This window comes from Amycolatopsis pittospori, assembly GCF_013870525.1.
GTDB classification, from domain to species: domain Bacteria; phylum Actinomycetota; class Actinomycetes; order Mycobacteriales; family Pseudonocardiaceae; genus Amycolatopsis; species Amycolatopsis pittospori.
On record NZ_JACBXD010000116.1, the window covers coordinates 1 to 20,561 of the forward strand.

Sequence of the window (20,561 nt, forward strand, 5' to 3'; positions counted from 1 at the left end):
GCGCACGCGAGGGCACGACCACCGCGGCGGCCGTGCCCTCGTCCTCGTACTTCCCGAAGATCACCAGATGGTCGGCGTAGGCCGCGGCGGTCGTCCAGACCTTGTGACCGTCGACGACCACGGTGTCGCCGTCACGCCGGATCCGGGTGTCCATCGTGGACAGATCACTGCCGGCGCCGGGTTCGCTGAATCCGGCGGCGGCGAGCTCGCCGCCGGTCAGCGCGGCGAGGTAGTGCGCACGCTGCTCCCGGGTGCCCATCCGCTCGATGGTCCAGGCCGCCATGCCCTGCGAGGTCATCACACTGCGCAGGGAACTGCAGAGACCGCCCACGTGCGCGGTGAATTCGCCGTTGGCCAGGCTCGTCGCTCCGCGTCCGCCGAATCGGCCGGGCACCTGGGCGCAGAGCAACCCGCTCGCACCGAGCTTGCGCAGCAGCTCCTCGGGCAGCTCGCCGGCGCGATCCCAGTTCTCGGCCTGATCACCGACGAGGGCGCTCACCAGCGCGCGTTCGTCGTCCAGGTCAGCCATCGGCCGCCTCGCCCCGCAGGCGCAGCACCAACTCGGTCATCCGGTCCACGGTGCGGAAGTTGTCCAGCTTCAGGTCCGGGCCGGTGATGGCGATGTCGTAGTTCTTTTCCAAGTGGACGATCAGCTCCATGGCGAACATGGAGGACACCAGGCCCGAGGCGAAGAGCTCCTGGTCGGTGCCCAGTTCGGTCCTGGTCCTGGTCTCCAGCAGTGCCAGCAGGTCGGCGGCGATCGCGGCGGCGTCCGGCGCCAGTGCTTGTTCGGTCACGTCATGGCCTTTCCGTAGTCGTAGAAACCGCGGCCGGTCTTGCGGCCGAGGTCGCCTGCGCGCACCTTCTCCAACAGCGGTTCACTGGGCAGGCAGCTCTCGTCGCCGGTGCGTTCGTAGAGCGCGTTGAGCGAGTCGACGAGGTTGTCGAGGCCGATCAGGTCCGCGGTGCGCAGGGGGCCGGTGGGATGGCCGAGGCAGCCGCACATCAGCGCGTCCACCGACTCGGCGGTGGCGGTACCCGCGCCGACGACGCGGGTGGCGTTGTTGATCATCGGATGCAGTAGGCGGCTGGTGACGAACCCCGGCGCGTCGGCGACCACCACCGGGGTGCGCTCCAGCGCGGTGAGCATCTCGATGATCGTGGCCATGGCGGCTTCGCTCGTACGCGGCGCGCGAACCACTTCGACCATCTTGATCAGGTAGGTCGGGTTCATGAAGTGGGTGCCTGCCAGATCCTCCGGTCGTGCCGTCCACTCCGCGAGCTCGTCGATCGGAATGCCGGAGGTGTTGGAGATCAGCGGGGTGCCGGGGGAGACCGCTCCGGAGATTTCGGCCAGCGCCTTGGCCTTCGCCTCGGGCAGCTCGGTGACCGCCTCGATCACCACGGCGGCCCCCGCGACGTCGCCGATCACCGTGGTGGCGGTCAGCTCTCCGGCGGGAACCTCGGGCAGCGCACCGAGAAGGCTCGCGTGCCGCAGCTGCTCGCCGATCCGGCGGCGGGCCTGCTCCAGGGTCGCGGAGTCCACGTCGACCAGCACGACGTCGACGCCGTGACCGAGCGCGGTGGCGGCGATCCCGCTTCCCATCACGCCGGCGCCGACCACGGCGATGCGGGAAAGCCTCCGCAAGGACTTTTCGGTGCTCACGATGAAACCTCCACTGCCGGGTCCGGTAGGGGATAGCGGCGCGAAATATGCCGGTGTGAACCCGAGATTATTGACCGTGGGGCGCGATGGTCAACCCCTAATCCGAGGGGTTCGTCGGCCGATTTACGCGCTATCGTCGATGGCAGGTTGGAGCGCTCTGACGGACTCGGTGAAGACGAGGCGTGTTCGCCGTGAAAGGGGAGAGCAAGGTGGTCACGGGAATTGCTCCGAATGCGGCAGGGGATCCCCTGCGGACGTTCGCCGAGGAGATGTTCCGGCCGCTCGCGCGGGTCGATCAGCGGGCCAAGGCCGAGCTCTACCTGCGGGGGCTGCTGCTGGACGGCGGCCGCAAGTCGATGCAGCCGATGGCAGAGCGACTCGGGGTGAATCATCAGGCGCTGCAACAGTTCGTGACCTCCTCCACCTGGGATTTCGCCGCAGTACGGGCGGTGCTGGCTCGGCGCGCCGAGCTCCTGGTCCAGCCGCTGGCCTGGGTGCTCGGCGAATGCGTCTTTCACAAGGAAGGCAACGATTCCCCCGGTGTGGCCCGGCAGTACGCGCACGACGAAGAGCGGATGGTGGACTGTCAGCTGGGGGTCACCGTGCAGCTGGTCGGCGCGCACACCGCCGCGGCCGTCGACTGGCGGCTGCTCCTCCCGGAGAGCTGGGATGACGCGATTTCCTTTCATGGTAAGGAAGTTCAGCGGCGCAGGCGCCGGTGTGGCATCCCGGACCGGGAGCGGTACCGGCCGATGTGGACGGTGGTGCTCGACCTGCTGGACGAGCTGGCAGGCTGGGGGCTGCGCCCGCCCGCGGTCCTGGCCGGCCCCGGTCTGGTCGTCGTACCGGAGTTCCGTGCCGCACTCGGGCAGCGTGGTATTCCTTGTTCATCGCCCTCCTCGGAGCAGTCTGAAGGTATTCTTGACCGCGCTCGAATCAACCTCGAAGAAATGAAGGACGAATTCGGGTTGGACCATTTCGAGGGACGTTCTTGGGTAGGTTGGAACCGGCACGTGACACTTTCTTCCGTCGCGTACCTATATTCCGTTTCGCGGGGTGTTCGCCCGCGTATGCACCTGCGAATCCCGTGACAGGGAAAAGGGGCGTCAGGAACCTCCTCCGCAGTTGAAGCGCTCGACTCGATGGCCGAGCGGGGTGCGCATCTACGAGCCCGTCCACTTCGGCGGGCGCTTCTCCACGAAGGAGAGCGGTCCCTCCCGCGCGTCCTGGCTGTGCATCCGGCGTTCCTCCCAGGCGTACCGGGTGGCGAACGCCTGCCGAAGCGGCATGGTCGTCGACGTCTGCGCAGCCTCTTTGATCGCGCGTACGGCGAACGGGGCACAGCGCAGGATGTCGTCGACCCAACCGTCCACGCAGTCGTCCAACTCCTCGGCCGGCACGACCTCGTTGACCAGACCGAGTTCCAGCGCGCGGGCGGCGGGGATCTCGCGGCCGGTGAGCAGATAGCCCATGGCCGTCTTCAACGGCAGCTGCCTCGCGAGGCGGAACACGCCGCCCGCGCCGGCGATCAGGCCGAGTTTCGCCTCCGGCAGGGCGAAGGTGGCGTTTTCGGCGGCCACGATCACGTCGCAGGCCAGCGCCAGCTCAAAGCCCCCGCCCAGCGCATACCCGTTGACCTTGGCGATCAGCGGCTTGCTCAGGTCGAATCGTTCGGTCAGCCTGGGCCAGCCCGGCCGGTCGCGGCTGCCGAAGGTGGACGGAGGCTCCCCGGAACGGACTCTGGCGACGAGCTCCTTGAGGTCCTGGCCCACCGAGAACGCCCGCGGCCCGGCTCCGGTGAGCACCCCGGCCCAGATCTCGTCGTCGTACTCGAAATCGTCCCAGATCTCAACGAGCTCTTCGTGCATCCGCAGGTCCATCGCGTTGAGCACCTGGGGGCGGTCGAGGGTGATGTAGGCGACGTGTCCTCTCTTGGTGTACGAGACACGTGGCCGGTGGTCCGGCATGGGGTCGCTCCCGGTGATGAGGTGGGCAGGGTCAGAAGAGGAACGACGGCGAGGCGTGGCGCGCGGTCAGCCACTGCCAGCGGGTGAATTCGTCCCAGCTGTGCAGTGCGCCGTGACGGCTGCCGTTGCCGGAGGCCCCGGTGCCGCCGAAGGGCACGTACGCGTTGTCGTTCACTGTCTGGTCGTTGACGTGCACGATCCCGGTGCGCAGCCGGTCGGCCAGCGCGAGGCCGCGTTCGGCCGAGTCGGTCTGGACCGCGGTGACCAGCCCGTATTCGGTCCGGTTCGCCAGCTCCACCGCCTCGTCCTCGTCGGCGACCACGATCACCGGTGCCACCGGACCGAAGATCTCCTCGGTGCAGGCGGGCATGTCCGGGGTCACCCCCGACAGCACCGTCGGCCGGTAGAACAGCGCGCGGTCGGGTCCGCCGGTGCGCAGCTGCGCGCCCGCGGCCACGGTTTCGCGTACGATTTCGTCCACTCTGGACAGCTGGGCGGCGTTGATCAGCGGTCCCAGCGCCACGTCCTCGGTCCAGGGGTCGCCGACGACCAGCTTCTCCGCCCGCGCGGTCAACCGGTCCACGTATTCGTCGGCCACCGACTCCAGCACGATATGCCGTCCGGCGGTCATGCAGATCTGGCCCTGATGCAGGAAAGCGCCCCAGGCGCCGGCCGAACCGGCCGTCTCCAGGTCGGCATCGTCGAGCACGATCAGCGCGTTGTTGCCGCCGAGTTCCAGAGAGACCCGTTTGAGCGCGCGCCCGGCCGTCTCCCCGACCCGGCGGCCCACTTCGGTCGATCCGGTGAAGGCGATCATCGCGACGTCGAGGTGTGAGGTCAGCGCCTCACCAGGTTCGGCTTCGCCGGGCAGCACTTGGAGCAGGCCCGGCGGTAGCCCGGCCGCTTCGAACAGCCGCGCGATGAGGAAACCGCCGGAAATCGGGGTGTGCACGTCGGGTTTGAGCACCACGGAGTTGCCGAGCGCCAGTGCCGGGGCCACCGCGCGCATCGCCAGCACCAGCGGGAAGTTCCAGGGGCTGATCACCCCGACCACGCCGAGCGGCACCCGACGTCCGATGCTGTGCACGCCGGGTTCGGCGGGCAGCAGGTGACCGTGCGGCTCGGTGGGCAGCGCGGCCGCCGCCCATAGTTCGTCCACTGTGGACTTGATCTCGAACTCGGCCTTGGGGCGGACGGCACCGCCCTCGCGAATCAGCCAGGAGGCGAACTCCTCGCGGCCGTCCTCGAGCAGGGCCGCCGCCCGGCGCAACACCGAGGCGCGGTCGGCAGGCGCGAGCCCGGCCCAGGCCGGTTGCGCGGCGACCGCGAGGTTCACGGCCGCGTGCACGTCGGCGGAGGTGGCGATCCCGGTACGCGCGAGAGTCGCACCGGTCGCGGGCTCGGTCACGTCGGCGAAGCCGCCCGAGGTCCCGCTGAACACCGTGTCGCCGAGGGAAACGAAGGTCATGCCGACTTCTCCCGATCTGTCGAATACCGTCGCACCTTGTCCAGCACGTCCTCGCCGTAGAGTCGCAGCGCCTGCTCGGCGGCGAACTCGGCCATGTACTCGCGGAACCGGTCCAGCGGTTCGTCGGCGAGGTTGAGCATCCGGCGGTTCGCGGGCACGGCCGCGTTGTCCAGCCTTGCGCAGGCGGTCTCGACCGCGGCGTCGAGGTCGCGGGGGTCGGCCACCTCGTCGAAGAACGTGCGGCCCTCGGGCTCGGCGGCCCAGATCTTGCGCCCGGAAAGGATGATCTGCCTGGCCAGCCGGGGGCCGGTGATCGCGCTCAGCCGGAAGTTCGACGCGCCGGGCACGATGCCCTCCTGCGCCGCCGGCAGGCTGACGTAGGCGTCCGCGGCCGCGATCACATGGTCGAACACCAGCAGCAGCTGCGCTCCGCCGCCGATGGCGAAGCCGTCCACCGCGGCGATCCATGGTTTGTCGCTGGTGCGGCGCGGCCAGGCGGCCGGATCCTCCTCGACGAGCAGCCCGCGCCGGATCTTGCCGATATAGCCCAGTTCCCGTCGCAGCAGGAAATCGGTGAAAGAGATCCGTCCCGCGTGTAGTTTCCGGAGGTTGATCCCGGCGCTGAAGATCCGCCGCCCGTGGTATCGGGGATGGGTCATCTGCCCGCCGCGCACCACGCCGACCCGGACCTGATCGTCGAGCAGCGCCAGGTCGACGGCCGTCTCCATGGCGGCGATCAGCTCGTTGTCCTCGGCGTTCAACGCGGATTCGTTGCAAACGGTCAGCTCCGCGATGCCGCCGCGGCGCACCAGCCGCACGCCGCCGAGATCGGCTCGTCCGGTCCGGCCGAACTCCGGCAGCATCGCCTCGGCTTCCGCCGTCGGCATCAGCATGGTTTCGACCAGATGCGTGCCCGCGACGGGGAGTTTCAAGATCTCGCGGAAGAACAGGCCCTGGTCGATCTCGCGGCCTTCCTTGGCGGCCTGATCGGGTTTGCGCGACTCTTCCGCCAGCTGCTCCTCGCTGGGTACCAGTCCGGGAAACTCGTCGGCCGCGGCGAAGGCCAGCTCGGTGACGCGCAGCCGCACGGTCCGGTCCTTGGTCAGCCGGTCGTACACCGCCGCGGCGTGGTCACCGAGAAAACGTGCGCGGACGCGGCGGTTCCTCTCGTGCACCTGGTCGGCGACGGCCTGCTCCGCCGGGCTGCGGTCCACTTTGGACGGTAGCCCGGCCAGCCGCCGCTCGCCGGTCTCGATCTGCCGCAGAAGCGCCGCGGCGTCCCGGTCCACGCTCATTTCGCCGCTTCTCGGTGGTGCTGCCTCAGTGCCCTGTCGCAGGCGGCCAGGTGCACACCGAGCGCGTCGTCGAAGGTGGTGGTGGGCGCGTCGAGCAGGAGCCGACGGCGGATGGCGAACTCCGTGCCTTCCACCTCGACCAGTTCGGCGAGTTTGGTCGCCAGCGCGGCGTGCGGGTCGGTGGTGATCTCGTCGAACAGGCCGAGCTCCACGGCGCGGGCCGCGGTCAGCTCGGTGCCGCCGGGCAGCAGACGGCGGGTCGCGGCCACGCCGATCTGGGTGGCCAGCCGATGCAGCGCCATTCCGGGCCAGAGCCCACCGGGCGGCAGCACCACCGAGGCGTCCGGCGTGGCGAGGCGGAAGTCGGTGGTGAGCAACAGTTCCAGCGCCGGACCCGAGCATGGCCCGATGGCGGTGGCCACGGTCATCGTGCTCAGCCGCTCCAACCGCCGGAGGGTGCGCTCCCAGCGGTTGACCAGCCGGATGCTCACCTCGCCCGGCCACGCTGCAGCCGTCGTGCCGCCGCCGAGACGGAGTACGGCGACGCCGCCCTCGTCCTCCAGCCGCCCGCAGAATTCGCTGACCATGGCGACCAGCGCGGAGCTGAGTTCGTTCGCGCCGGTCAGCTCAAGCGGTGCCGGCCCGGTCAGCAGATCACTCGTGGTCATGCGGTTGCCTCACTTCTGGTCCGAGTACAGGGGAACGGCGCGTCACCACTGGATGAGCGCGGTCTCGATGGTGGAGCCGGGGCCCATGGTCATCAGCACGCCGTGGTCACCCGGCCGTACCACGCCCTCGTCGACCAGGCCGCTGTAGGAGAAGAGGAACGAGCCGCTGGAAAGGTTCCCGTAGTCCCGCAGCACGCTGGTGGTGTGGCGGACGTCCCGGCGGGTGAGACCGAGGTTGACCATCACCGAGTCGATGACCTTCTTACCGCCGGAGTGCACGATCCAGTGCGCGATGTCGTTCCGGCGCAGCCCGGTGCCTTCCAGCAGCCTGCCGATGATGATCTCGGCGTGCGCGCCGACGACGTAGGGCACGTCCTGGTCGAGATAGAAGCTGAACTTGCTCTCGTGGTCGTCCCAGTCGTAGCGCATCGCGTCGATGGCCTCGGGAATGATGCAGCTGGAGAACTTGAGGATCGACGGACCCTCGTTCCCGACGGCCGACGGGGCGCCCGCGCGCACCGCCACGGCCGAGGAACCGTCTCCGAACAGGCTGTTCACCACCGAAGTGCGCATGGTCCCGTCGAAGACATAGGCCGCCGAGCACGCTTCGATGCACAGCATCACGGCCAGCTTCCCGGGATGGGCGCGGGCCCAGCCGGAGACCGCGGACAGTCCGTTGAGCCCGGCGTTGCAGCCCATGCCGACCACGTCCAGCCGCGCGGTCTCCTGAGCCAGCCCCAGTTCCCGGATCACCAGCGCGCTGAAGCCGGGGGTGAGGAAACCGGTGGAGGACACGCAGCAGAGGTAGGCGACATCGTCGAGTTCGGCTTCCGCCTGTTTGAGGCAGGCCTGCAGGGAGCGTGCGCCCATCTCGATGCCGTGCTCACGGTGCTTGCGCAGCAGTTCGCCCTGGGTCTCCATCCGGCGGGTGCCGTCCGGCAGCTTCGGCGGAAGGTTCAGGAACCGGCGCTCGATCGCGCTGTTCAGGAAAACCGAGCGCACCTTGGGGTCGGTGATGGAGAAGACCTCCAGCAGCTCTTCCTGGGTGTAGGAGAAGGCGGGCACCGCGGTGCCGACCCCGATGATCCTGGCGGCCGCCCGCGTCTCGGTCTCGGCCGGGAGTGCGTGAACCACCTGTGGCGACTTTGTCATGAAGACTCCGCGAGAACTGGTGTCGGATTTGCATGAGCAGGCGCGATGACGGTGTCGTGTGCAGCGCTGTTAATAGCACCGTGAGCGTTTTTCATGATTCCCCAGGGAAAGCTCATCTGAACCGATGTTAGGTGCAGTACCGGAGAATTAGCAACCTCGGCGGGAAGTCCGGAGCAGTGACGGTGCTTTGTCGGATCCGGTCGCGTCATCCGACACCTCCACGTCGCCGCTATCAGGTAAAAGTCCTTACAGGGGTGGCAATAGGGGGTGTTTTCGGAGGCGGCAGGGGTGGTACCGGAGGTTGAGGCAGGGTCATACCGGAGAGCTAGTCGGGGTTGAAGGTTCGGGGCGCTGATGGTTAATCTTCAACGCGTGACCGGGCTGCTGGGGGCCGAATAAGTGCAGGTGCCCATGGCGCTTGTACGGGTTTTATATATACCTCTGCGAGAATGGTCGGTTTCTTTTTTCTGGGGTTCATCCGTCATATCGGCGGCCTTGCACTGATAGCAATTCCAGGAGGCGAGTTCATGGCGCGATCCGAGCTGATCCGGCCCTTGTCCGAGCTGCTGCGTGCGCATGCGGGGCGACGGGGGGACAAGGTCGCCTTCTCGGACGGCCGGCGCGAGGTGACCTACGCCGAGCTCGAGGCGCGGACCGCCCGGCTCGCCGGGCATCTGGTCGCGCGGGGGCTGACCCGCGGCGGGCGGGTGGTGATCTGGCTGGACAACAGCGTGGAGGTGGTCGAGGGCTACCTCACCGCGGTCCGGGCAGGCGGGGTCGGGGTGCCGGTCCATCCACGGTCCTCCGACGCCGAGCTGGCGCATATCCTCGAAGACAGCGGCGCCGAGGTGGTGATCACCGGTCCCGCACAGCTGGCTCAGCTGCGCCGGGTGACCGGCACCGACGGCCCGATCGTGCTCGTCACCGGCTCCGGGACGACCGCCGGCGTCCGCTCGTTCGAGGAGCTCGCCACCACCGAACCTGCCGAACCCGCCCGTGACGACACCGGGCTGGACGACGTCGCCTGGATGCTCTACACCTCGGGCACCACCGGGAAGCCCAAGGGCGTACTGTCCACCCAGGGCGGCTGCCTGTGGTCGGTGGCCGCCTGTTACGTGCCGCTACTCGGGCTTTCGCCCCGGGACAAGGTCCTCTGGCCGCTGCCGATGTCCCACTCGCTCGCGCACGTCCTCTGCGTGCACGGGGTGGTGGCCTCCGGCGCCACGGCGATGATCGCCGACGGGTTCGCCGGCGAGGACGTCATCCGCCTGATGCAGGAGGACGACTACACCTTCCTGGTCGGCGTGCCGACGATGTACCACGACCTCCTGCGCCAGGCGCGCGGCGAAGGGCTCGAAGCCGACTCCTTGCGCGTGTGCATGGTGACCGGTGCGGTCACCTCCGCCTCGCTGAGCGAGTCGTTCGAGGACACCTTCGGCGTCCGGCTGGTCGACAGCTACGGCAGCACCGAGACCTGTGGCGCCATCACCATGAGCCGCCCGTCCGGTGCGCTGGTGCCCGGGTCCTGCGGCTCGCCGGTGCCGGGACTCAAGGTGCGGGTGACCGACCAGGAGACCGGCGCCGAGGTCGAGCGAGGTGGCGAGGGCGAGGTGTGGGTCAAGGGCCCGAACCTGATGGTGGGCTACCACGACCAGCCGGAGGCGACCGCCGCCGCGCTGCGCGAGGGCTGGTATCGCACCGGCGACCTGGCCCGGCAGGACGAACTCGGCTATCTGACGATCACCGGTCGCATCAAGGAACTCATCATCCGCGGTGGCGAGAACATCCACCCCGCCGAGGTGGAGGACGTGATCCGCGCGGTGCCCGGCGTCGTGGACGTCGGGGTGGCCGGGCTGCCGGACGAGGCGCTCGGCGAGGTCCCGGTGGCCTACGTGGTGCCGGAGACCGCCGGGGTGGTCGACGCCGCGCGGATCATCCAGGTGTGCCGCGAGCGCCTGTCGTACTTCAAGGTCCCGGCCGCGGTGTACGAGGTGGTCGCGATTCCGCGCACCGCTTCCGGCAAGGTGACCCGCCGCCGGTTGCTGGACGAACCGGCGCGGCGGCATCACACCGGAGGACGGGCGCACGAGGCGCTGTTCCGGCTGGATTGGGTCCCGGTCCCGGCGAGCCCGGTGCCGGGTATCGACGGCTGGGCCGTGCTCGGTGAAGACGATCTCGGCCTTGGTCTGCCCCTCGTGGAGGCCGCCGAGGCGCACACCCTGCTGGTGCCGTGTTTCGACGCCGTGGAGCCCTTGACCGCGGCGGACCGCGTTCGTGGACTGGCCGGGCGGTACCCGGGGTCCCGGCTGGTGTTCCTGACCCGCGGTGCGGTGGCCACCACCGCGACCGAGACCGTGACGGATCCGGCGAACGCCCCGATCTGGGGTGTCGTGCGGTCGATGCGAGCCGCCCACGACCGGCTTTCGGTACTGGACGTCGGCGAGGGCACGGGGGCGGAGATCATCGCGGCGGTCGCCACCGGCGGACCGCAGCTGGCGATCCGGGACGGTGTGCTGCGGACGCCGCGGCTGGCGCCGGTGCGCGCCGCCGGCGAGGCGCTCGACGGCGACGCCGTTGTAGTGGTGGTCGGCGACGTCGACGAGGCGATTTCCGGCCAGGGTGTGCGGCGGGTCGTGTCGGCGACCGACCTGTCCGCTGTGGACAGATCGGACCACGCCGCCGTGGTGTACGCGGCAGGCGGTGACCCGCACACGCGGATCGCCGAGCTGGACCTGGTCGCCGAATTCGCCGGGGAGTCCGTGCTCGTGCTGTTCACCGACGCCGACTCGGTGCTCGGGGGCGAGATCGACGCGGAGAACGCGGCGGCCGACGCCTACCTGACGGCGTTCGCCCAGCGCCGCCGGGCCGAGGGCCTGCCCACCGTGACCATCGCGTGGCGCCGGGATCTGTCCGTCGAGGAGCGCACCGAACTGTTCGGCCTCGGGGCCGTCGCCGAGGACACACTGGTGATCGCCGCGAGGCCGGACGCGGAAATGGTGCGGGAGTTCGGCCGCTCCGGCGCTCAGGGTGCTCGGGCAGACGGGCCGGTGGCGCTGCGGGAACGGTTCGCCACGTTGTCCCGCCCGGCCCAGACCCAGTTCCTGCTGGACCTGGTCCGCACGGAAACCGCAGGCGTACTGGGGTTCGCCGACGCCGGCCGGGTACCTGCCCGCCGTTCGTTCAAGGAGTTCGGCTTCGACTCGAAGTCCGCCGTGGAGCTGCGGAACCGGCTCGCGGCCGCCACCGGTCTCTCGCTCGGGGCCACGTTGGTCTTCGACCGGCCGACCCCGCTGGAGGTGGCCGAGCACCTGCGCACCGAAGTACTGGGCGTCGCCGCAGAGACCGCGGTGACCGAGGTGACCGCAAACCACGCGGACGAGCCGATCGCGATCGTCGGGATGGCCTGCCGCCTGCCCGGCGGCATCGGCTCCCCGGAAGAACTGTGGGAGCTGGTGGCCGCGGGCGGCGAGACGCGCTCCGGGTTCCCGGACGACCGAGGCTGGGACCTCGACGGCCTGTTCGACCCCGACCCGGACAACCCCGGTACCTCCTACGTGCGCCAGGGCGGTTTTCTCGACGGAGCGGGTGAGTTCGACGCCGGGTTCTTCGGTATCAGCCCGCGCGAGGCGCTGGCGATGGATCCGCAGCAGCGTCTGCTTCTGGAGGTCTCTTGGGAGGCGTTGGAACGTTCGGGTATCGACCCGGCCTCCGTCCGGGGTAGCCGGACCGGCGTCTTCGCCGGGGTGATGTTCCACGACTACGCCTCGAATCTGGCACGCGTCCCCGACGGTCTCGAGGGATATCTGGGCACCGGCAACGCCGGCAGCGTGGTTTCCGGCCGCATCGCCTACACCCTCGGCCTGGAAGGCCCCGCGATGACCGTCGACACCGCGTGCTCGTCCTCGCTGGTCGCCCTGCATCTCGCGGCGCAGGCGCTGCGCTCGGGTGAATGCTCGCTCGCGCTGGCCGGCGGCGTCGCGGTGATGGCCACGCCCGAGGTCTTCGTGGAGTTCAGCCGTCAACGTGGGCTCGCCGCAGACGGCCGGTGCAAATCCTTCGCCGAGGGCGCCGACGGGACGGCCTGGAGCGAGGGCGTCAGCCTGCTGGTGGTGGAACGGCTCTCCGACGCCTTGCGCAACGGCCACCAGGTGCTGGCGATCGTCCGTGGTTCGGCGGTCAACTCCGACGGCGCGTCGAACGGATTGACCGCACCGAGCGGGCCTTCGCAGGAACGCGTGATCCGGCAGGCGCTCGGCAGCGCCGGTCTCCGTCCGTCCGAAGTGGACGCCGTGGAGGCGCACGGCACCGGAACCACGCTCGGCGACCCGATCGAGGCGCGGGCCGTGCTGGCCACCTACGGCCAGGATCGGGAAACCCCGCTGCTGCTCGGTTCGATCAAATCCAACATCGGTCACGCACAGGCCGCCGCCGGGGCGACCGGTGTGATCAAGATGGTGATGGCGTTGCGGCACGGGATGCTGCCGCGCACCCTGCACGTGAACCGGCCGACCCAGGAGGTGGAGTGGTCCACCGGCGCGGTGGAGCTGCTCACCGACGCCAGGGACTGGCCGGAGACAGACCGCCCGCGGCGCGCGGCCGTCTCCTCGTTCGGGGTCAGCGGCACCAACGCGCACGTGATCCTCGAACAGGCCCCACCGGAGCCGCATGTGGACGCACCGGTCCAGCCTGCGGCGCCGGCCACCTGGCTGGTCTCCGGCCGGAGCGAGCAGGCCGTCCAAGCACAGGCCGGGAACCTGCTGGCCCTCGCCGAGGAACACGAGCCCGCGGATCTCGGCCGGGCACTGGCCGCCACCCGCGCCGCATTGGAGCACCGCGCGGCCGCCGTCGGCACGAGCAGGGAAGAGCTCGTCGCCGGGCTCCGGGCGATCGCTTCGGGCGAAGTCTCGCCGACCCGCGCCGACGTCGAGGGACAGCCGGTGTTCGTCTTCCCCGGCCAGGGCTCCCAGTGGAGCGGCATGGCGGTGGACCTGCTCGAAACCTCGCCCGTGTTCGCCGAAGCCTTCGACGACTGCACCGCCGCGATCGAATCCTTCGTGGACTGGCGGATGGCCGAGGAGCTGCGTGGCGGGCTGGACCGGGTCGACGTGGTGCAGCCGGTGCTGTTCGCGGTGCTGGTCTCGCTGGCGAAACTGTGGCGTCACCACGGTGTGGAACCGGCCGCCGTGGTGGGGCACTCGCAGGGTGAGATCGCCGCGGCCTGTGTCGCGGGTGCGCTGTCACTCGAAGACGCCGCGCGGGTGGTGACCCTGCGGTCCCGCCTGATCGCCGAGGTGCTGGCGGGCCGGGGTGGCATGGTGTCGGTCGCCGAGCCGGTGGAAGCGGTGCGTACCCGGATCGAGCGCTGGGCCGGCCGGATCTCGGTCGCCGCGGTCAACGGCCCGGCGTCCACCGTGGTCTCCGGCGAACCGGGTGCGCTGGCCGAACTGGTCGCCGCCTGCACCGCCGAGACCGTGCGCGCGAAGACCATCCCGGTGGACTACGCCTCGCATTCCGCGCAGGTGACCGACATCCGGGAGCGACTCCTCGAGGCGCTGGCGCCGATCACCCCGCTGGCCCCGGAGATCCCGATCCTGTCCACGGTGACCGGGGAGTGGGTCGACAGGCCAGCCTTCGACGCCGAGTACTGGTACACCAACCTCCGCGAGACCGTGCGCTTCGGCGACGCGGTGAAAACCCTGACCTCGCAGGGATATCAGGCGTTCATCGAAGTCAGCCCGCATCCGGTGCTGACGATGGGCATCGAGGAGATCGCCGACGACCGCGCCGTCCTCGGCACCCTGCGCCGGGACGAGCCCGGACGCTTCTCCCGGTCACTCGCCGAGGCGCACAACCATGGGCTGACGGTCGACTGGAGCACGGTCTTCGGCGCGGGCGGCCCCCGGATCGCCCTGCCGACCTACGCTTTCCAGCACGAGCGGTACTGGCTGGAGTCCGGATCCGGCGGTGACTCCGTCGAGCATCCACTGCTGGACTCGGAGGTACCGCTGGCCGGCGGCGAGGGCCTGGTGCTGACCGGACGGCTGTCCACCCGGACACATTCCTGGCTCGCCGATCACGTGGTGCTGGATTCGGTGATCGCACCCGGTTCGCTGTTCGTCGAGCTGGCCTTGCACGCCGGCCGGGAACTCGGCTGCCACCGCCTGGAAGAGCTGGCGCTGGAAGAACCTCTCGTGCTGTCCGGAAACGACGTGCTGGTGCAAATACAGGTGGCGGAGGACGGGCGAGCCTTCAGCGTCCATTCCCGTGCCCACGAAGACGGCCCGTGGGTGCGGCACGCTCGCGGTGAACTGGGGAACGGCACGGACGACGGAACCGGACTGGAGGTCTGGCCGCCTGCCGGCGCGGAACCGGTCGCGGTCGCCGACCTCTACGACGTGCTCGCCGAGTCCGGTCTCGGATACGGGCCCGCCTTCCACGGGCTCCGCGCCGCCTGGCGCACCGACGACGACGTCTTCGCCGAGGTCCACCTTCCCCAAGAGCTACGCGCCGATGCCGCCCGGTTCGGCCTCCACCCGGCGGTACTCGACGCGGCGCTGCACGGGGTCGATCTCGGCGTCCTGGCCCCGGGGGAACGACGGCTCGCCTTCGCCTGGAGCGGGGTGACCCTGCACGCCACCGGCGCCTCCGTACTGCGGGTGCGGCTACGGTCCGCCGGAGCGGACGCCGTGTCGCTGGTCGCCGCCGACGAGACCGGCGCGCCGGTGCTTTCGGTGGACTCGCTGATGTTCCGGGCCGCCACGGCGGAGAAGCTCAGGCCCGCCGCTCCCGGTTCGCTGTTCCGAGTGGACTGGATCCCCGCGAAGACGAAGACGACGACGGAACGCTGGGCGCTGCTCGGCACCGACGAACTTCGTTTGCACGATTGGGAAAACGCCTCCAATGGCGCCGTGCCTGTCTATCCGGCGCTCGACGCGATCGACGAGGTTCCGGAAGCGGTCGTGGTGACCTGCCCGGCCGGACACGACTACTGGGCGGGTTCCGCCCGCGAGCTGCTGGCAGAGGTCTCCCGCTTGATCCGCGCCTGGCTTGCCGAGGACCGGTTCGCCGGCTCCCGCCTGGTGTTCGTCACCCGGGGCGCCGTCGACACCACGCCCGGGGTCATGCAGAACCTCTCGCACGCACCGATCTGGGGACTCGTCCGCACCGCGCAGTCCGAGCACCCCGGCCGGTTCGTACTGCTCGACGTGGACGGCGAGGACGAGTCCTGCTGGCGGCTGCCCGCCGCGCTCGCCGTTCCGGAACCACAGCTCGCGATCCGTTCGGGCCGGGTCTTCCTGCCGCGACTGACGCAGGTGACCTCGGCCGCCGAACCGGTGGTGAACTGGGGCGACGGCACGGTGCTCGTCACCGGCGCCAGTGGCGGACTCGGGCGGCTCGTGGCCCGGCACCTGGTCGAACGCCACGGCGTCGCGGACTTGTTGCTGCTGTCCCGAAGCGGGGCCGAGGAGCTCGCCGCCGAACTCACCGAGCTGGGCGCCGACGCCATCCAGATCGCGTGTGACGTCGCTGACCGGAAGGCGCTCGCCGACGCGCTCGCGGGACATCGCCTGACCGCCGTGGTGCATACCGCGGGAGTGGTCGACGACGGCGTGGTCGAAGCGCTCACCGGCGACCAGTTCGACCGGGTGCTCCGCCCGAAACTGGACGGTGCGCTGAACCTGCACGAGCTGACCGGCGACCTGGACGCCTTCGTGCTGTTCTCTTCCGCCGCCACCACTTTCGGCGCTCCCGGTCAAGGCAACTACGCCGCCGCGAACGCCTTCCTCGACGGCCTCGCCCGGTATCGGCGCGCCCGCGGCCTGCCGGCGGTCTCCCTCGCCTGGGGGCTGTGGGCGGAATCCGGCGGTATGGGCGGGCGCCTCGGCGAAACCGACCTCGCCAGGATGGCCAGGGGCGGCACGCTGGCCATGTCCGAGGATGAGGCGCTGGCGATGCTGGACGCCGCCACCGCACTCGGTGAGCCCAACCTGGTTCCGGTCAAGCTGGACACCGCCGCGCTGGCCAAGTCGGACCCCGTCCCCGAACTGTTCCGCGGTCTCGTGCGGAGCAAGTTGCGAAGAGCCGCCGAAGTCACCCGCACCGGCTCGCTGTCGGAGAAGCTGGCCACCCTCCCGGCCGGCGATCGCGACGGCTTCTTGCTCGATCTCGTCCTGACCAACGCGGCGGCCGTACTCGGCCATGAGCCGGGCACCGCCCTGGACACCGCGCGCAGTTTCAAGGACCTCGGGTTCGACTCGCTCACCGCCGTGGAGTTCCGCAACCGGCTCGGCACGGCCACCGGCCTGCGCCTGCCGCCGACGCTGATCTTCAACTACCCGACCCCGGAGGGGCTGACCGCCCATCTCGTGGCCGAGTTGCTGGGTACTGAGGAGGTGGCCGTCACCGCGCCGACCGGCGTCGCCACGGCCGCCGAGCCTGACGACCCGATAGCGATCGTGGCGATGAGCTGCCGTTTCCCCGGCGGTATCGATTCGCCGGAGAGCCTGTGGAACGCGGTCGCCGAGGAGGCCGACCTGATCGGCCCGATGCCCGCGGACCGGGGCTGGGACCTCGACCGCCTCTTCGACGCCGATCCCGACGCTCCGGGCAAGAGCTACCTTCTCGAAGGCGGGTTCATCGAGAACATCGGCGACTTCGACGCGGAGTTCTTCGGCGTGAACCCGCGTGAAGCACTGGCCATGGACCCGCAGCAACGGCTCCTGCTGGAAACCGCGTGGGAGGTACTCGAACGCGCGGGCATCGACCCGGTTTCGCTGCGAGGCGCGCCCGTCGGCGTCTTCGCCGGAACCCACGGCCAGGACTACGGCAGTCTGCTCGCCGGGGCGCCGTCCGATTTGGAGGGCTACAAGTCGACGGGTGTCGCGGCCAGCGTGTTCTCCGGGCGGCTGTCCTACACCTTCGGCTTCGTGGGCCCGGCGGTCACCGTCGACACCGCCTGCTCGGCCTCACTCGTCGCGTTGCACCAGGCGGCGAAGGCCTTGCGTGACGGCGACTGCACGATGGCGCTGGTCGGTGCGGCGTCGATCATCTCCACCCCGGAACCGTTCGTGATGTTCAGCCGTCAGCGTGCTCTCTCGGTGGACGGCCGGTGCAAGTCGTTCGCCGCGGGAGCCAACGGCACCGGGATGTCCGAGGGCGTCGGCATGCTCCTGATGGAGCGGCTGTCCGACGCCCGCCGCAACGGCCACCCGGTACTGGCGATCGTCCGTGGTTCGGCGGTCAACTCCGACGGCGCGAGCAACGGCCTCACCGCCCCGAACGGCCCGTCGCAGGAACGTGTGGTGCGCCAGGCGCTGGCGAACGCCGGACTGTCCGGGAAGGACATCGACGTCGTCGAGGCGCACGGCACGGGCACCGCGCTCGGTGACCCGATCGAGGCGCACGCGCTACTGGCCACCTACGGCCAAGACCGCGAAGAGGACCGTCCACTGTGGCTGGGATCGGTGAAGTCCAACCTCGGCCACACCCAGGCCGCGGCCGGACTCGCCGGCGTGATCAAGATGGTGGAGGCGATGCGGCACGGGACGCTGCCGCGCACTCTCCATGTGGACGAGCCCACCCCGCAGGTGGACTGGAGTTCCGGCGGCGTCGAGGTGCTTGCGGCCGCGCGTGCCTGGCCGGTGGACGGCCGTCCGCGTCGCGCCGGGGTGTCCTCGTTCGGGATCAGCGGCACCAACGCTCACGTCATTCTCGAACAGGCCGAAAGTGCCGAGCCGGTCGAGTCCGTTGTGGACGAAAGCGAGCTCGTGCCTTGGGTGCTTTCCGCGAGGAGCGAGGCGGCGCTGCTCGGACAGGCGGCGCGGCTGCGGGACTTCGTGGACGGCTGCCCCGGGCTGAACCCGGCCGACGCCGGTTTCTCGCTGGCGACCACCAGGGCCGCGCATCCGCAGCGGGCGGCCGTGCTCGGCCGGAACCGCGCCGAACTGCTGGCTGGGTTGACCGCGCTCGCCGAAGGAACGTCCTCGCCGGCGGTCGTCCGCGCGACGGCGTCGACCGGCAAGGTCGCCTTCGTCTTCCCCGGTCAAGGCTCGCAGTGGCGGGAGATGGCGCTCGAACTCCTGGACTCCTCGCCGGTGTTCGCGGACCAGATCACGCGCTGCGACGAGGCACTGCGGCCGTTCGTCGACTTTTCGGTACTGGACGTGCTGAGGTGCGTTTCAGGCGCCCCGGAGCTCGAGCGGCTTTCCGTGGTGCAGCCCGTGTTGTTCTCGATGATGGTGTCGCTCGCCGAACTGTGGCGCTCCCTGGGGGTTCGCCCCGCCGCGGTGATCGGCCATTCGCAGGGTGAGGTGGCCGCCGCGCACGTGGCGGGTGCGTTGTCCCTCGCCGACGCGGCCAGGGTGGTGGCGCTGCGGTCGAAGCTGATCGACGAGCTGCTCTCCGGCAAGGGCGGGGTGGTGTCCGTCGCGCTGTCGGCGGCCGAGATCGAACCCCACCTCGTCAGATGGGGGGACAGGCTGTCCGTCGCCGCGGTCAACGGACCCGCCGCGGTCGCCGTCGCGGGGGAACCCGCCGCACTCGACGAACTGATGGACGAACTGGCGGCCAAGGACATCCGGGCCCGCCGGATCCGGGGCGCCGACGCCGCGGGGCACACCGCCCAGGTCGAGGTCCTGCGTGAGCGGCTGCTGGCCGAACTCGCGCCGGTCGTGCCGAGGGAATCCGAGATCCCGTTCTACTCCACGGTCACCGGAGCTCCGTTCGACACGACCACGATGGACGCCGCGTACTGGTACCGCAACGCCCGCGAACCGGTGCTGTTCGAGAACGCCGTCCGCGCGCTGGCCGCCGACGGGTACACCGCGTTCGTCGAGTCCAGCCCGCATCCGGTGCTGCTGGGCGCCATCCAGGAAACCGTCGACGGGGTCGCCGGGATCGGCACCCTGCGCAGGGACGAAGGCGGCCGCGACCGGTTCCTGCGTTCCGTCGCCGAAGCCGGCGTGCAGGGCGTGGAGGTGGGTTGGACCGCCGTCTTCCCGGCGGCCCGCAAGATCGAACTGCCGACCTACGCCTTCCAGCGTCAGCACTTCTGGCTCGACGTCCCGGCCGCGACCGGAGACGTGACCACCGCCGGCCTCACCGCCGCGGACCATCCCTTGCTGAGCGCCGCGGTGGCCGTGCCGAGTACGGGCGGGTACCTGCTCACCGGCCGCCTGTCCGGCTCGACCCAGCCCTGGCTGGCCGACCACGTCGTCGGGGACGCGAACCTCGTGCCCGCCGCCGTCTTCGTCGAACTGGCGCTGAGGGCGGGGGAGGAGGTCGGCTGCGACCGGCTCGCCCAGTTCACTTCGGACACTCCGCTGGTCCTCCCGGCGCAGGGCGGGGTGGCGATCCAGGTCGTCGTCGGCGGCGCGGACGAGCGCGAACAGCGTCCGGTCACCGTTTACGCGCAGCAAGGCGAAAGCTGGACCTTGACCGCGACGGGAATCCTGACCGCCGAGGCCGAGCCGGCCGGGTTCGACCTCGCCGAATGGCCTCCGGCGGGAGCCACCTCGGTCCCGGTCGGGGACTTCTACGACGAGACGGAACTCGGCCCGGTTTTCCAGGGGCTGACCGCGGCCTGGCGGCGTGGCGCCGAACTGTTCGCCGAAGTCGACCTTCCGTCCACTGTGGATACGGCGGACTTCGCGCTGCATCCGGCCTTGCTGGAAGCCGCACTGCACGGGGCCCGGTTGCTCGATGCGCCGGTGACCGCGCTGCCCGCGGTATGGCGGGAGATCCGGTTGCACGCCACCGCTGCCAGGAAGCTGCGGGTGCGGCTGGGCGTCGACGACGGGCGGTTCACGGTGGAAGCCGCGGACGAGACCGGCTCGCCGGTGCTGTCGGTGGCGGCCGTCGAACTTCGCCCGGCCGAACCGCTACGGGCGCAGGAAGGGCACGGTGACGCGCTCTTCCGGCTCGACTGGACGGCGGTGCCGTCCGCCGGAACCGCTGGGCAAGGGGTGGAGCTCGGTGCGGACTACGAGGATCTGGCCGCGCTGGCGGCGGCGATCGACTCGGGGACGGACGTGCCGCCCTACGTGGTGGCGAGGGTCGGCGGAGCGAACGCCGCGACGGTCGCGGAGGCCGCTCGTGAGCACACCGTCCGGACCCTCGAACTGGTGAAGACGTGGTTGGCCGACGAGCGGTTCACCTCCGCCCGGCTCGTGGTGCTGACCTCGGGTGCGGTGAGCACCGGTCACGGCGATGGCGCGCCGGATCTGGCCCAGGCCCCCGTCTGGGGCCTGATGCGCTCGGCCCAGTCCGAGAATCCGGACCGGCTGATCCTGGTGGATCTGCGCGACCAGGCTGACGGGGCGGCCCACGAGGCCGCCGCCGACCTGG

Annotated in this window: 10 protein-coding genes; 2 read left to right on the plus strand and 8 right to left on the minus strand. The window is 70.2% G+C overall.

The window, feature by feature from the left end; genetic code table 11:
- From H5J31_RS36060 to H5J31_RS36070, 3 genes are all read right to left on the minus strand, one after another.
- Positions 1-529 (minus strand): acyl-CoA dehydrogenase family protein (locus H5J31_RS36060; RefSeq protein WP_181777166.1); only part of this gene is annotated, 529 nt, incomplete at its 3' end.
- A complete protein-coding gene (locus H5J31_RS36065) occupies positions 522-797 on the minus strand; it encodes an acyl carrier protein (RefSeq protein ID WP_181777167.1) in 276 nt (91 codons plus the stop codon). The genes H5J31_RS36060 and H5J31_RS36065, both read right to left, overlap by 8 nt.
- A complete protein-coding gene (locus H5J31_RS36070; protein ID WP_181777168.1) occupies positions 794-1,666 on the minus strand; it encodes a 3-hydroxyacyl-CoA dehydrogenase family protein in 873 nt (290 codons plus the stop codon). The genes H5J31_RS36065 and H5J31_RS36070 overlap by 4 nt, the downstream gene beginning before the upstream one ends.
- A gap of 182 nt (positions 1,667-1,848) precedes the next feature.
- Here H5J31_RS36070 and H5J31_RS36075 point away from each other — a divergent pair, with 182 nt between their 5' ends.
- Positions 1,849-2,757 carry an IS701 family transposase gene (locus H5J31_RS36075; RefSeq protein ID WP_328701699.1) on the plus strand — a complete coding sequence of 303 codons (909 nt, stop codon included), beginning with the start codon at positions 1,849-1,851 and terminating at the stop codon, positions 2,755-2,757.
- A gap of 72 nt (positions 2,758-2,829) precedes the next feature.
- Here the strand turns inward: H5J31_RS36075 and dpgD are convergent, their stop codons facing one another.
- From dpgD to dpgA, 5 genes are read right to left on the minus strand one after another with little or no spacing between them, the layout of a single operon-like run.
- Entirely contained in the window at positions 2,830-3,633 is an 804-nt protein-coding gene (gene dpgD / locus H5J31_RS36080; protein ID WP_181777169.1) for an enoyl-CoA-hydratase DpgD, read from the minus strand.
- Positions 3,634-3,664: 31 nt separating this feature from the next.
- The gene (locus H5J31_RS36085; protein ID WP_181777170.1) at positions 3,665-5,101 is read right to left on the minus strand and encodes a benzaldehyde dehydrogenase; all 1,437 of its coding nucleotides are present in this window, start codon (positions 5,099-5,101) and stop codon (positions 3,665-3,667) included.
- On the minus strand, positions 5,098-6,396 hold the full coding sequence (dpgC, locus tag H5J31_RS36090) for a (3,5-dihydroxyphenyl)acetyl-CoA 1,2-dioxygenase DpgC (protein ID WP_181777171.1): 1,299 nt from the start codon (positions 6,394-6,396) through the stop codon (positions 5,098-5,100). Before dpgC ends, H5J31_RS36085 begins: the two co-directional genes overlap by 4 nt.
- On the minus strand, positions 6,393-7,064 hold the full coding sequence (dpgB, locus tag H5J31_RS36095) for an enoyl-CoA-hydratase DpgB (RefSeq protein WP_181777172.1): 672 nt from the start codon (positions 7,062-7,064) through the stop codon (positions 6,393-6,395). Before dpgB ends, dpgC begins: the two co-directional genes overlap by 4 nt.
- A gap of 42 nt (positions 7,065-7,106) precedes the next feature.
- Positions 7,107-8,198, minus strand: a complete 1,092-nt coding sequence (dpgA, locus tag H5J31_RS36100; protein ID WP_328701700.1) for a 3,5-dihydroxyphenylacetyl-CoA synthase DpgA — start codon at positions 8,196-8,198, stop codon at positions 7,107-7,109.
- Positions 8,199-8,743: 545 nt separating this feature from the next.
- On the opposite strand from dpgA, the gene H5J31_RS40090 reads away from it, so the two are divergent.
- A partial coding sequence (locus tag H5J31_RS40090) for a type I polyketide synthase (RefSeq protein WP_236005598.1) occupies positions 8,744-20,561 on the plus strand: 11,818 nt, incomplete at its 3' end.

Bases quoted from the DNA above. Each gene is read 5' to 3' on its own strand.
- dpgD (WP_181777169.1), bottom strand. From the start codon at position 3,633: ATGCCGGACCACCGGCCACGTGTCTCGTACACCAAGAGAGGACACGTC.
- H5J31_RS36085 (WP_181777170.1), bottom strand. From the start codon at position 5,101: ATGACCTTCGTTTCCCTCGGCGACACGGTGTTCAGCGGGACCTCGGGC.
- dpgC (WP_181777171.1), bottom strand. From the start codon at position 6,396: ATGAGCGTGGACCGGGACGCCGCGGCGCTTCTGCGGCAGATCGAGACC.
- dpgB (WP_181777172.1), bottom strand. From the start codon at position 7,064: ATGACCACGAGTGATCTGCTGACCGGGCCGGCACCGCTTGAGCTGACC.